The following is a 12,916-nucleotide window of genomic DNA, read 5'->3' as shown; positions in this document are numbered from 1 at the left end:
CCCCGCGCCCCTTGCGGGGGCGCTTGTCACCGACCTCGCTTTCAGACATCTCAACGAAGAGAAGAACAGGGACGATCACCATGCGTACTCGTAGAAGCGCCCTCACCCTCATAGCCGGAGCCGCTTCCCTCGCTCTCACGCTGACCGCCTGCGGTCAGAACAGCGAGGGCGGCAGCAAGGAGGACACGGGCAGCGCCAAGGGCGGCACCATCGGCATCGCGATGCCGACCAAGTCCTCCGAGCGCTGGATCGCGGACGGCAACAACGTCGTCAAGGACCTCAAGGCCAAGGGCTACAAGACCAAGCTGGTCTACGGCGAGGACGACCCCGACCAGCAGGTCTCGCAGATCGAGAACCTCATCACGCAGGGCGTCAAGGGCCTGATCATCGCGGCCATCGACAACAAGTCCCTGAACAACGTGCTGCAGCAGGCCGCCGACGCCAAGATCCCGGTGATCTCCTACGACCGCCTGATCCTCGGCACCAAGAACGTCGACTACTACGCGTCGTTCGACAACACCAAGGTCGGCGAGCTGCAGGCCAACTACATCGTCGACAAGCTGGGCCTGAAGAGCGGCAAGGGCCCGTTCAACATCGAGCTGTTCGCCGGCTCCAACGACGACAACAACACCAAGTACTTCTTCAACGGCGCGATGAGCGTGCTCCAGCCGTACATCGACAAGAAGAAGCTCGTCGTCAAGTCCGGCCAGACCGCGCTCACCAAGGTCACCACGCTGCGCTGGGACGGCACCACCGCCCAGCACCGCATGGAGGACATCCTCACCTCGTCGTACAAGAGCGGCCGGGTCGACGCCGTGCTCTCGCCGTACGACGGCATCTCCATCGGCATCATCTCCGCGCTGAAGTCCGACGGTTACGGCTCCTCGAGCAAGCCGCTGCCGGTCATCACCGGCCAGGACGCAGAGCTCGCCTCGGTGAAGTCGATCATCGCCGGCCAGCAGACGCAGACCGTCTACAAGGACACCCGCAAGCTCGCCGACGTCGCCGCGGGCATGGTCGACGACGCGCTCAACGGCAAGAAGCCGCAGACCAACGACACCAAGACCTACGACAACGGCACCAAGGTCGTCCCGGCGATGCTGCTCCAGCCGGTGAGCGTCGACAAGACCAACTACCAGAAGGAACTGGTCGACACCGGCTACTACAAGGCGAGCGAGCTTCAGTAGCCCCTTGCCATGTCGGTCACATCTACGAATTGAAAGGGCACGACCATGGCGGGACCCGTCCTGGAAATGCGCTCGATCGTCAAGACCTTTCCCGGCGTCAAAGCACTGTCGGACGTCACGCTGACGGTCCGTCAGGGCGAGGTCCATGCCATCTGCGGTGAGAACGGCGCCGGAAAGTCCACCTTGATGAAGGTGCTCTCCGGCGTCCATCCGCACGGCACGTACGAGGGCGAGATCCTCTTCGAGGGAGAGGTCTGCGAGTTCAAGGACATCCGGGCGAGCGAGCAGCGCGGAATCGTGATCATCCATCAGGAACTGGCGCTGGTGCCCTTCCTGTCGATCGCGGAGAACATCTTCCTCGGCAACGAGCACGCCTCGCGCGGGCTGATCAACTGGCGGGAGACGCTGAAGCACGCCACCGAGGTGCTGCGCCGGGTCGGTCTGTCCGACCACCCGGAGACCCGGATCGCCGACATCGGCGTGGGCAAGCAGCAGCTGGTGGAGATCGCCAAGGCGCTGTCGAAGAAGGTGAAGCTGCTCATCCTCGACGAGCCGACCGCGGCTCTGAACGACGAGGACAGCGGCAAACTCCTCGATCTGATCCTGGAGTTGAAGAAGCAGGGCATCACCTCGATCATCATCTCCCACAAGCTGAACGAGATCCGCAAGGTCGCCGACTCGGTGACGATCATCCGTGACGGCCGGTCGATCGAGACGCTCGACGTGAAGGCGCCGGAGACCACCGAGGACCGGATCATCTCGGGTATGGTCGGCCGCGACCTCGACCACCGCTTCCCCCACCGCACGCCGTACGAGGGAGAGGTGGACGCGGCCCCGGCGCTGGAGGTCCGCAACTGGACCGTGCACCATCCGATCGACCAGCAGCGCAAGGTCGTCGACGACGTGTCGGTCCATGTGCGGCGCGGGGAGATCGTCGGCATCGCGGGCCTGATGGGCGCCGGCCGCACCGAGCTCGCAATGAGCGTCTTCGGGCGCAGCTACGGCCGGCACGCGAGCGGCACGGTCCTCAAGGACGGCACGGAGATCCGCACCAAGACCGTCGCGGAGGCGGTCGGGCACGGCATCGCGTACGTCACCGAGGACCGCAAGCACTACGGCCTCAACCTCATCGACACCATCAACCGCAACATCTCGCTGACCGCGCTGGACAAGGTCGCGAAGCGGGGCGTGGTCGACGAGCACGAGGAGCGGCAGGTCGCCGAGCGCTTCCGCAAGTCGATGAACATCAAGGCGCCGACCGTCTTCGAGCCGGCGGGCAAGCTCTCCGGCGGCAACCAGCAGAAGGTCGTCCTCAGCAAGTGGATCTTCGCGGGTCCCGAGGTGCTGATCCTGGACGAGCCCACCCGGGGCATCGACGTGGGCGCCAAGTACGAGATCTACACGGTCATCGACCAGCTGGCCGCCGAGGGCAAGGCGGTCGTCTTCATCTCCTCCGAGCTGCCCGAACTGCTCGGCATGTGCGACCGCATCTACACCATGGCCGCCGGGCGGCTCACGGGTGAGGTTCCGCGGGCCGAGGCCACGCAGGAAGTGCTGATGCGCCAGATGACGAAGGACAAAGAGGTAACCCGATGAGCACGGATGTGACGGACAAGGTCCCGGCCTCGGCGCCGCCCGGCAGGAGCGGGGGTTCGGGCTCCGAGGGACTGCTGCAGCTGATGCTGGGCGGCCTCAAGCGCAACATGCGGCAGTACGGCATGCTCATCGCGCTCGGCCTGATCGTGGTCCTGTTCCAGGTGTGGACCGGCGGCGACCTGCTGCTGCCGCGCAACGTCTCCAACCTGGTGCTGCAGAACAGCTACATCCTGATCCTCGCGATCGGCATGATGCTCGTGATCATCGCGGGCCACATCGACCTGTCGGTCGGCTCGCTGACGGCGTTCGTGGGCGCGTTCGCGGCCGTGCTGACGGTGCAGCACCACGTGGCGTGGCCGGTCGCCCTCGTGCTGTCCCTGCTGGTGGGCGCGGTCGCCGGCTCGGTGCAGGGCTATCTGATCGCGTATCTCGGCATACCGTCCTTCATCGTGACCCTGGCGGGCATGCTGCTCTTCCGCGGTCTGACGGAGATCTTCCTCCAGGGCCAGACCCTCGGCCCGTTCCCGGACGGTCTGCAGAAGCTCGGCAACGGCTTCCTGCCGGAGGTCGGCCCGAAGACCAACTACCACAACCTCACGCTGCTGCTCGGGTTCGTGCTGCTGGCCTTCGTGATCTACCAGGAGGTCCGCGACCGCAAGCGCGAGCAGGAGTTCTCGCTGGACGTGCTGCCGCGCAACGCCTTCCTGCTCAAGCTCGTCGCCATCGCCGCCGCGATCCTGGCGGTCACGATGCTGCTCGCCAGCTACCAGGGCGCGCCCATCATCCTGATCGTCCTCGGCGTGCTGGTGGTCGGCTACGGCTACGTCATGCGCAACGCGGTCTTCGGCCGGCACATCTACGCGATCGGCGGCAACCTGCCGGCGGCCAAGCTGTCCGGCGTCAAGGACAAGAAGGTCACCTTCCTTGTCTTCCTGAACATGGGCGTGCTCGCGGCCCTGGCGGGTCTGGTGGTCGCCGCCCGCCTGAACGCGGCCTCTCCGAAGGCGGGCCTGAACTTCGAACTCGAGGCCATCGCCTCGTCGTTCATCGGTGGCGCGTCCATGAGCGGCGGTGTGGGAACCGTCCTCGGCGCGATCATCGGTGGTCTCGTCCTCGGCGTGCTGAACAACGGCATGAACCTCCTCAGCGTCGGCACCGACTGGCAGCAGGTCATCAAGGGCCTCGCCCTGCTGGCCGCGGTCGGCTTCGACGTGTGGAACAAGCGCAAGTCCGGTTCGTAAGTAGTCAGCTCGGGCCCCGCCACCGTGGCGGGGCCCCACCCCTTCACGGGAGCCGCACACATGGAACTGAACAGACGCACAGTCATCGCAGGCGCAGCCGCGGCGGGCATCGCCGCGACCACGCTCGGCACCGGCACCGCCGAAGCCTCCTCGGGGCGCGGCAGGCCGGTCAAGGAGCTCTTCGGCAAGCTGGCCGACGGCACCAAGGTCTACCGCTGGTCCCTGGAGAACGGCGGCACCCGGCTGAAGGTCCTGTCCTACGGCGGCATCATCCAGTCCCTGGAGATCCCCGACCGGCACGGCCGTCACGTCAACGTCTCGCTCGGTTACGACAACCTCGCGGCCTACGTCGCCGGCACCACCTTCTTCGGCGCGACGATCGGCCGCTACGGCAACCGCATCGCCAAGGGCCAGTTCACCCTGGACGGCAAGAAATACCAGCTCAGCGTCAACGACGGGGTGAACAGCCTGCACGGCGGCGCCAAGGGCTTCAACACCAAGGTGTGGGACGTGGAGGGCTTCACCTCCGGCTCCGACGTCGGCCTGCACCTGTACTACACGAGCGTCGACGGCGAGATGGGCTACCCCGGCACGCTGAAGACCAAGGTCACCTTCACCCTGAACCGGCACGGCGAGTGGCGCATCGACTACGAGGCCACCACCGACAAGCCGACCGTGGTCAACCTCACCAACCACACCTACTGGAACCTCGCCGGTGAGGGCAGCGGCACGATCGAGGACCACGAGCTCACGATCGCCGCGTCCCGCTACACGCCCACCGACACGGGTCTGATCCCCACGGGTGAGCTGGCGAAGGTCTCCGGCACCCCCTTCGACTTCCGCAAGGGCAAGCCGGTCGGCCGGGACATCCGCGCGGGCCACCCCCAGCAGGTGCAGGCCAAGGGCTTCGACCACAACTGGGTCCTGGACAAGGGCGTCACCGCGAAGCCCGAGCACATCGCCACCCTGCGCGACCCGCGCTCCGGCCGCACCCTGAAGATCGCCACCGACCAGCCCGGCCTGCAGTTCTACTCCGGGAACTTCCTCGACGGCACCCTCGTCGGCACCTCCGGCCGCACCTACCGGCAGGGCGACGGACTGTGCCTGGAGACGCAGCACTTCCCGGACTCCCCGAACGAGCCGTCGTGGCCCTCGACCGTGCTGCGGCCGGGGCAGACGTACCGGACGACGACGGTGCACTCGTTCGGCGTGTGACACCGGGCACCCGCGCGGGGACGGTGAGCAAGGCATTCCGGTTCCCGAAGTCACCGTAGTTTCACATTCGTTGAACAGCGCCACGCACCACTTCGTATGAAAGGGCGGCCCGCGCTCCCCCGCGCGGGCCACCCGCACACGACGGGCCCGGATTGCGACCACCGGGCCCGCCTCATACGGAGGTTCCATGGCCGACAACGTCACCTCGCTGTTCCGCAGCAATGCGGCACACAGCCCTTCGATGGCGGCGTTGACACGGGAGGGCGGCGACGGGACCGGTCCGGTCGACTTCTGCATTCCCTGCAATCCCTATTTCCCCACCCCGGCGATGTTCGAGGACATGGCGGCCCGTCTCCGCGACATCGTCACGTACTACCCGAGCAGCGCCGACACGATCACCGCCGAGCTGTGCAACCTGCTCCAGCTGCCGCCGCAGTGCGTGGCGATGGGCAACGGCTCGACGGAACTGATCACCTGGATCGACCACCTGATGGTCCGCGAGTCCCTCGCCATCCCCGTCCCCACCTTCGGCCGCTGGACCGACCAGCCGATGGAGACCGGCAAGCGGGTCGACATGTTCCCGCTCCAGGAGTCCAGCGGCTTCGCCCTGGACCTCGCCCAGTACGCCGAGTTCATCCGCAAGCGCGGCACCCGGGTCGCGGTGGTCTGCAACCCGAACAATCCCGACGGCGGCTATCTGCAGCGGCACGCGCTGGTGCAGTTCATGGACGCCATGGCCGACCTGGACCTGATCGTCGTCGACGAGTCGTTCCTGGAGTTCGCGGACGCCGAGGCCGAACCGTCCGTCGTCCAGGACGCGATGATCCGCCCCAACGTCGTCGTGCTGCGCAGCCTCGGCAAGAACTTCGGCCTGCACGGCATACGCTTCGGCTATCTGGTCGCCAACCCCGCCCTCGCGGGCCGGGTCCGCTCGATGCTCCCCAAGTGGAACCTCAACTCCTTCGCCGAACACGTGGTGTTCATGCTGAAGGAGCACGGCGCCGAGTACGCCCAGAGCCTCCAGCAGATCCGCCGCGACCGCCTGGACATGGCGAGCCAGCTCTCCGCCCTGCCCGGCCTGACCGTCTACCCCTCCCAGGGAAACTTCCTCTTCGTGCGCCTCCCCGTGGGCGCCGAAGGCACCGTGGTCCGGGACCGGATGCTCACCGAGCACCGCATCCTGGTCCGTGAGTGCGGCAACAAGATCGGTTCGTCCAGCCGCTTCCTGAGACTCGTGGTGCGCCCCCAGGTGGATGTGCGTCGCCTGGTGTCCGGCCTGGAACAGGTGCTCTACGGGACCAGGAGGGGAGCCGCCGTGCCGGAGCTGGGCACAGGGACCAGCTACAGCTCGGGCACGGCGGCCGTGGACCGGCTGGTCAGCGCCACCAACGGAGCCGGCATGCACGGTCTCGCGGCGATGGCCGCCGGTGGTCCGCCCGCCGAGGTCGGCATGCCGATGCCGGCGGCGGCGCAGTACCCGCCGGTCGACCCGGGGATGCCCATGCCGATGGTGGCCCAGATGACCCAGACCGGGCCCCAGCCCGTGGTCGGCATGCCGGCGCAGGCGCCCGCGGCGATGCCGCCCGCGGCGATGCCCGCACCCGCCCCGATGCCGCAGGCACCCGCCCCGGCACCGGTGCCCCCGCCCATGACCCCCGCGATGCCGACCGGCCCCACCCCGCCCGGCGTCCCGGCCCGCGGCGGCCTCACGGCCGCCCAGGTCCGGGGCACCACCGGTCCCCCGCAGGATCTCTCCCCCGCCCCGGCGACCGGCTGGCCCAACGCCCAGAGCTGGCCGAACGCGGCCGGGATGGGGCAGACCGGCTGACGCGCCCTAGTGGAGCGCGTCGCCGCGCACCGCGTGCAGCAAGGACGCCCCCAGAGGCAGGTCGTGGCAGGCCGTGAGCTCGAAGCCCGTCGCGGCCAGCAGGCGCCGGTAGTGGCGCTCGTCCCGTTCCCGGCCGCCGACGTTGCACAGCATGTGGACGTCCCACGCCACCGCCGGGGACGGGATGCCCTCGCGCCCCGGCAACAGGCGCTCCACCAGCAGGAGTTGCGCACCCGGACGCATCGCCTGCGCGCACCGGCGCAGGATGGCCAGGCACCGGTCGTCGTCCCAGTCGTGCAGCACCCGGGAGAGAAGGTAGACGTCGCCGCCGGACGGCACCTCCTCCGTGAAGTCGCCGGGCACGAAGGAGCAGCGCCGGTCCAGGCCCAGCGCGGCCAGTTCCGTCCGCGCCGCCTCCAGCGCCTGCGGGCGTTCCAGCAGCACGCCTTCCACGTGGCGGTGCGCCCGCAGCACACGGGAGAGCAGCGCGCCGTTGCCGCCGCCGACGTCGACCACGCGCCGTACGCCGGAGAAGTCCACCAGCGCCGGCACGGGGGTGAACATCTCCGCGCTCGCGGCCATGGCACGGTGGAACAGCGCGCCCAGCTCGGGGCGTTCGGCGAGGTAGGGGAAGTGGTGCTGCCCGTAGCGGTGGGCGAAGGCCTCCTCGCCGGTGCGTACGGAGTGCGTCAGGCCGGCGAAGGAGTCGTAGAACAGGCCGCCGTACAGCAGCGCCAGCGGGTGCAGGGAGAACTCGGCGTCGGTGCGCAGGAGTTGGCCGAGGGCGGTGAGGTGGTAGGTGCTGTCGGCCGACGTCAGCAGGCCCAGCGAGCCCAGATAGCGCAGCAGCCGTCGCAGCGCGTCCGGGTCGGTGCCGGTGAGGCCGGCCAGGGCGTCGGCGCCGAGGCCCGGCCGGTGGGCGAGATGGTCGGCGATCCGCAGTGCGGCCATGGTGGCGACGGCCTGGGTGGCCCAGGCGCCGGTCAGCACGCCGAGCAGGGAGACCGCCGGGTCCGGCAGCGGCTCGTGCCGGCCGGGCAGGCGCACCTCGAAGCGCTGATGGCGCCTGCTGCGGAAGTACAGGACGGTCACGTCCTCGTGGCCGTTGTAGCCGCCGCCGTCGGGCACCGCGCCGCCCCGCTCCTGGAGCAGGGTGCGCAGCCCGGCCGGCACCACCGCTCCCGGCGAGGTCAGCGCGAAGGCGTGGTGCGCCTCGTGTCCGGCGGCACGCTCGTCGGCGGCGACGGCCTCCAGCGGGGAGTCCGGTGGTACGGGCAGCGCGAAGATCTCCACGCTGCGCCCGCCGACAGCCACGTGCACGATGCCGACCGGGCTCTCGCCGACCACGGCGCCGTAGCGCCGTGCCAGCCGCTCGCGGACCACCACGCTCGGTGTCACGGGCCCCGGCTCCAGGCCGCGTGCGCGCAGTTCCTCGCACAGCCCGTCCAGGGAGCCGGGGAAGACGAGCACGGCGGTGTGGTCGAAGACGAGGTGGCGCGCGACGTCGGCCCGGTCCCGCGCGGTCAGGTCGGGCAGCAGTTCGCCCAGGACCTGGTCCGTGTCGTGGGCGAGGACGTAGTCGGCCGCGCGCCGGATCCGCTCCAGGTCGGCCTCGGCCAGGCGTGCTTGTACGACGGGGAGGTTCAATGAGGTTCCCGGTGATCGTGGGGGTGCGTGAATCGCGGTGCGGGTACGGCGGTGCGGGTACGGCGGTGCGCGCTGCGCGGGTCAGATGCCGGTGTAGTTCTCGGCGAAGTGGTCCTGGTGGGCGCGGGAGGTGCGCAGACTCTCCAGGCGGGCGTACTGCAGGGCCCGCCCGTAGCGGGACTCGGCGTCGTCGCCGGCCGGGCCGTGCAGCAGGCCGCTCATCCAGTGCGAGAACTCATGGGCCCGCCAGACGCGGGGCAGGCAGTCCGCGGCGTACCGGCCCAGACCGCCCTCGTCGCCGTCGGCCAGCGCCTCCCCGAACGCCCGGGCCAGCCGCTCGGCCTGGAGCACGGCGAGGTTGGCGCCCTTGGCGGCCGAGGGGCTGATCAGCCCGGCGGCGTCCCCGGCCAGCCACAGCCGCCCGGCGCCCGGCCTCTGCAGCACGTCCGAGCGCAGGTCGACGACGGCTCTCTCCAGGACGCGGCCGGCCCTGAGCGGACCGAACTCGGCGGTCCGCATCCGCGTCGCGAGCTCCGACCAGATCCGGTCCTCGTCCCATTCGTCGGGATCAGTTCCGCGCGGGCACTGGAGGTAGTAGCGGGTGACGGTCTGCGTACGCGCCATGTGTCCCGCGAACCCCCGCTCGTGCAGGGCGTATCCGACGGCCGCGAGGCTCGGCGGGGCCGCGGCCAGCACGGCCAGCCAGGACACGCCGTGGTCCCAGCGGGCCGTCGGCACCCCCTGCGCGGTGAGGGCCCGGCGGGCGACGCCCCGGTGCCCGTCGCAGCCGGCGACGTACCGTCCGGTCACGTCGGCGCCGCCGCGCACCCGCACCCGGCCCTCCGAGATCTCCTCGGCCTCGGCCCCGAACCGGAGTTCACCGCCGCGCCGCAGGTACTCGGCCACCAGGTCCCGCACCAGTTCCTGCTGGGGGTAGACGGTGTGCACCTCGCCGCGCCCCAGCCGCCCGTAGTCGAGGGTGAACTCCCCCTGCCCGCTGCGGAACAGACAGGTTCCGTGCTCCTGTCCCCGGGCCCGCACTCCGGCGCCGAGGCCGTTCTCCGCGAGCACGCGCACGGAGTGGGCCGCCAGGAACCCGGCCCTGGCCCGGCCCTCCACGGCCTCGCGGCCCCGGCGCTCGAGGATCACGCAGTCGACGCCCCGGTCCAGCAGCAGATTCCCCAGGACCAGCCCCGCGGGACCGGCCCCGACGATCACCACACCGAACTGAGCCCCCGTGTCGAACCGATTCCCCATGCCCGCCTCTGAAGTTGTGCTTTCGGCCAAGGGGTTTCATATCACCCGGTTCTTTACCGAACGCACACAAAAACGGTCGATTAGCCCGTACGGGTGGAGGCCGGGTGCCGTCTAGTACGCCACGGGCCAACCGCTGCTCCAGTTCAGCAGGTTGATGCCGAGCTTGGGCGTGCCGTTGTCGTTGCCGTCGTAGTAGTGGTAGACGATCAGGTCGCCGTCGGAGTCGTTCATGATCGACTGTCCGCCGGGGCCGATGACGCTGCCGTGCGACTCCAGCACGGGTGTGCCGCCGTTGTTCGTCATCGCCACGCCGCTCTTGTCGTAGTACGGCCCGGTGACACCGGTGGCCCGCCCCACCTTCACCTTGTACGTCGAACTGGTGCCGGCGCAGCAGGTGTCGTACGAGGCGAAGAGGTAGTAGTAGCCGTTCCGCTTCACCACGTACGGCGCCTCGACGGCCTTCGTCCCGGTCGGGCGGGAGGCGATGGAGTACCGGGTGGTGTTGGAGGCGAGCTGCTTTCCGGTGGCCGGGTCGATCTGGATCATCTTGATCCCGGTCCACCAACTCCCGAAGGACAGCCACCACTTGCCGTTGTCGTCGACGAAGAGGTTCGGGTCGATGGCGTTGTAGTCGCTGGAGGTGGTGGAGGTGTAGACGACGCCGTAGTCCGTCCACGAGCCCGGCAGCCCGGTCGGCGAACCCGCCATCCCTATGGCGGACTTGTTGGAGCCGAACGTCGAAACGGCGTAGTACATCAGGTACTTGCCGCTGTGGTACGAGATGTCCGGCGCCCACGCCTCGGTGGCGTACGACGACCACCAGCCCGGCTCGGCCGGGAACGCGTCGCTGCCGGCGGCGAAGGCGATCCGGTCGGTGGACGTCCTGTAGCCCAGGCCGCCGCCCGTGGAGTACAGCAGATAGCGGCCGCCGGAGGTCCGGATCATCGTCGGGTCGTGGACGACGACATCACCGGTCACCGCGCCGGGATTCGGGTACGCCGACGCCGCGCCCGGAACCAGGGCGAGCAGGACGGCGGCGGGGACGGCGAGTAGAGCGGTCCTGGTGCGGGAGGTACGACTCACGCTGACGCTCCTTGAGGTGGGGGGAACTCGATCCGTTCGATATGTCGATCGGCGATCAGAGCTTCGGACGGGACCGTAGAATCGAACCCCTTGCGCGTCAATGGCCCAAACATCGACGGCCCACTCGAACTCAGGCGAACCTGTGAGCGAATATGCTCCGCGCCATGACCGAACCCGACAGACCCTTCAGTCCCGCCGCTCCCAAGGCACCTCGCCTGCTTGCCCGTCTCGCGCAGGCCGCGATCGCCATGGCGGCCGTCGCGGAGGTGTTCCGGGCCGTGACATTGAGAGCCCATCGGCTGGACCCCGAGGAGACCCCGGTGAGCCGGTCGGGGCTCGTGTCGATGGCGTCCGCCTACGCCGTCACGCTGGCGGCGATCCTGTTCCTGATGTGGTTCCACCGCTGCCGGAGCAATGCCCGGCTCATCTCGCCCGGCGCGGACCTGGGCTCCGACCTCTGGGCCGTCGTCGCATGGCTCGTACCGCTGGTCAATCTATGGGTGCCGCGTGGACTGCTCCTCGGCACCCAACGGGCGAGCGGCGCCCGGAGGATGGACAAGGGCCGTGACGACGCCCTGGTGAACGCCTGGTGGCTGGCGTGGGCGGCGCACGTGGTGATCGCCACGATCGGCCGGTCCTCGGCCTCGCTGCCCCTCCTGGCGGTGACGCAGGTACTGAACATCACCGCCGCGGTCCTCGCCGTCTGCGTGGTCCAGCGGATCACCTCTCTGCAGAGCAGTGCGCTCGGCGCCGAACGGGCTGTTCTGCAAGAGGCTTGATTGACCGTCAGGTCGACCACGTCACCTGCCGTCCAGCAGCGCCAGCCCCAGGGGTGTCGCCGTGTGCAGGACGACCCTGCCCGCCCGGCAGGTGCTGAGCAGGCCCGCCTTGCGGAGGATGCCGACGTGGTGGCTGGCGGTGGCCGGGGCGACGCCCGTGTCGTGGGCGAGTTCGGTCGTCGTCACGCCCCGGCCGGCCACCGTTTCCAGGATCTCGGCGCGGGTGCGGCCGAGGAGGGCGTTCAGGGAGCGCAGGCCGGACGTGGTGCTCAGGGCCGTCTCGTGCGGCATGGGGTAGACGACGACGCACGGCAGCGCGGGGTCCTTGAGCAGCGTGGGCCGGCGCCAGCAGAAGTACGAGGGAAGCACCAGGAGTCCGCGCCCGTCGAGATGCACGTCGCGGTCGACGCCCAGGCCCGTGAGTTCCAGGACCGGCCGGCGCCAGACCAGCCCGGAGTGCAGGGTGTTGAGCAGTCCCCCCAGGTCACCTTCGGCCAAGTAGCGGCCGTGCAGGGCGCGTTCGGTGTCGAAGCGGCTGCGGATCCGGCTCCACCAGGGGGCCAGCGCGGTCGCGAAGTAGTGCCGGTGCAGGCGCCCGAGATGCCTGACGGCGTCCGCGTCGCCGCCGGCCAGGAGCCCGGCCCACGACGGCAGCCGCCGCCCGCCGCGGGTCAGTTCGACGAGATCGTGCGCGAGCCGCTGCCGCGGCGTGGACAGCAGGGCGCCGACCCCGGCGTCCAGGCCGCCCGCGCCGGCCGCCGGGGTGAGGAAGTCCGCCGAGTAGCCGGCGGGCGGAGCGAGCCGGAGCAGCGCGCTCAAGGGGGCGGTCAGGCGGCGGCGCACCGCCTGCCGCCAGCCGCCGAAGACGAAGGACGCGGTGTCCGTCTGGAGCATGTGCATGCTCAGCAGCGCCTCCCACATGGGATCGGGCGCCTGCGCGAGCCTGGTCTGGGCGAGGTCGTCGTCGGTGAAGTGAATGCGTACCGCCATGTTGTGCCATCCCCGTTCGGCAGTGTCACTCACATGATCGGCGAGAACGTGCCGCCTGCCACCCTCAGATGTCAGGGGGTCGGCAGGAGCGAA

At 69.6% G+C, this 12,916-nt stretch carries 10 protein-coding genes; 6 read left to right on the top strand and 4 right to left on the bottom strand.

The genetic code is table 11. The features are described from left to right. Positions 1 to 80 precede the first annotated feature (80 nt). From chvE to ACIBN2_RS12230, 5 genes are all read left to right on the top strand, one after another. Positions 81 to 1,187 (top strand): multiple monosaccharide ABC transporter substrate-binding protein, encoded by a 1,107-nt coding sequence (gene chvE, locus ACIBN2_RS12250; protein ID WP_399134236.1) that lies wholly within the window; start codon positions 81 to 83, stop codon positions 1,185 to 1,187. Positions 1,188 to 1,232: 45 nt separating this feature from the next. After that, positions 1,233 to 2,783, top strand: coding sequence for a multiple monosaccharide ABC transporter ATP-binding protein (mmsA, locus tag ACIBN2_RS12245; RefSeq protein WP_399134235.1), 1,551 nt, complete (start codon positions 1,233 to 1,235; stop codon positions 2,781 to 2,783). After that, a complete protein-coding gene (gene mmsB / locus ACIBN2_RS12240) occupies positions 2,780 to 4,024 on the top strand; it encodes a multiple monosaccharide ABC transporter permease (protein ID WP_399134234.1) in 1,245 nt (414 codons plus the stop codon). The genes mmsA and mmsB overlap by 4 nt, the downstream gene beginning before the upstream one ends. Before the next feature lie 60 nt (positions 4,025 to 4,084). Further along, positions 4,085 to 5,239, top strand: a complete 1,155-nt coding sequence (locus ACIBN2_RS12235) for an aldose epimerase family protein (protein ID WP_399134233.1) — start codon at positions 4,085 to 4,087, stop codon at positions 5,237 to 5,239. Positions 5,240 to 5,426: 187 nt separating this feature from the next. After that, the gene (locus ACIBN2_RS12230) at positions 5,427 to 7,067 is read left to right on the top strand and encodes a pyridoxal phosphate-dependent aminotransferase (protein ID WP_399134232.1); all 1,641 of its coding nucleotides are present in this window, start codon (positions 5,427 to 5,429) and stop codon (positions 7,065 to 7,067) included. A 6-nt stretch (positions 7,068 to 7,073) separates the two neighbouring features. Here the strand turns inward: ACIBN2_RS12230 and ACIBN2_RS12225 are convergent, their stop codons facing one another. The 3 genes from ACIBN2_RS12225 to ACIBN2_RS12215 all read right to left on the bottom strand — a co-directional run bounded on the left by ACIBN2_RS12225 (position 7,074) and on the right by ACIBN2_RS12215 (position 11,054). Further along, entirely contained in the window at positions 7,074 to 8,714 is a 1,641-nt protein-coding gene (locus tag ACIBN2_RS12225; protein WP_399134231.1) for a methyltransferase, read from the bottom strand. Positions 8,715 to 8,795: 81 nt separating this feature from the next. Then, positions 8,796 to 9,971: a 4-hydroxybenzoate 3-monooxygenase gene (locus tag ACIBN2_RS12220; protein WP_399134230.1), complete on the bottom strand. Its 1,176-nt coding sequence runs from the start codon at positions 9,969 to 9,971 to the stop codon at positions 8,796 to 8,798. 111 nt (positions 9,972 to 10,082) lie between these two features. Then, complete coding sequence (locus ACIBN2_RS12215) at positions 10,083 to 11,054, bottom strand: arabinan endo-1,5-alpha-L-arabinosidase (RefSeq protein ID WP_399134229.1); 972 nt, start codon at positions 11,052 to 11,054, stop codon at positions 10,083 to 10,085. A 164-nt stretch (positions 11,055 to 11,218) separates the two neighbouring features. Here ACIBN2_RS12215 and ACIBN2_RS12210 point away from each other — a divergent pair, with 164 nt between their 5' ends. Continuing rightward, the gene (locus ACIBN2_RS12210) at positions 11,219 to 11,833 is read left to right on the top strand and encodes a DUF4328 domain-containing protein (protein WP_399134227.1); all 615 of its coding nucleotides are present in this window, start codon (positions 11,219 to 11,221) and stop codon (positions 11,831 to 11,833) included. A gap of 21 nt (positions 11,834 to 11,854) precedes the next feature. On the opposite strand, the gene ACIBN2_RS12205 is transcribed toward ACIBN2_RS12210, so the two are convergent. Continuing rightward, the gene (locus ACIBN2_RS12205; protein WP_399134226.1) at positions 11,855 to 12,823 is read right to left on the bottom strand and encodes an ArsR/SmtB family transcription factor; all 969 of its coding nucleotides are present in this window, start codon (positions 12,821 to 12,823) and stop codon (positions 11,855 to 11,857) included. Positions 12,824 to 12,916 lie beyond the last annotated feature (93 nt).

Source organism: Streptomyces sp. NPDC050534, assembly GCF_044457745.1.
In the GTDB taxonomy this organism is placed as follows: Bacteria; Actinomycetota; Actinomycetes; order Streptomycetales; family Streptomycetaceae; genus Streptomyces.
The sequence above is the reverse complement of the archived record's forward strand: the minus strand, read 5'-3'. Positions and strand labels throughout refer to the sequence as shown.

Excerpts from the sequence above, each read along its gene's own strand:
- chvE (WP_399134236.1), top strand. The coding sequence starts at position 81 with ATGCGTACTCGTAGAAGCGCCCTCACCCTCATAGCCGGAGCCGCTTCC.
- mmsA (WP_399134235.1), top strand. The coding sequence starts at position 1,233 with ATGGCGGGACCCGTCCTGGAAATGCGCTCGATCGTCAAGACCTTTCCC.
- mmsB (WP_399134234.1), top strand. The coding sequence starts at position 2,780 with ATGAGCACGGATGTGACGGACAAGGTCCCGGCCTCGGCGCCGCCCGGC.
- ACIBN2_RS12235 (WP_399134233.1), top strand. The coding sequence starts at position 4,085 with ATGGAACTGAACAGACGCACAGTCATCGCAGGCGCAGCCGCGGCGGGC.
- ACIBN2_RS12230 (WP_399134232.1), top strand. The coding sequence starts at position 5,427 with ATGGCCGACAACGTCACCTCGCTGTTCCGCAGCAATGCGGCACACAGC.
- ACIBN2_RS12220 (WP_399134230.1), bottom strand. The coding sequence starts at position 9,971 with ATGGGGAATCGGTTCGACACGGGGGCTCAGTTCGGTGTGGTGATCGTC.
- ACIBN2_RS12210 (WP_399134227.1), top strand. The coding sequence starts at position 11,219 with ATGACCGAACCCGACAGACCCTTCAGTCCCGCCGCTCCCAAGGCACCT.
- ACIBN2_RS12205 (WP_399134226.1), bottom strand. The coding sequence starts at position 12,823 with ATGGCGGTACGCATTCACTTCACCGACGACGACCTCGCCCAGACCAGG.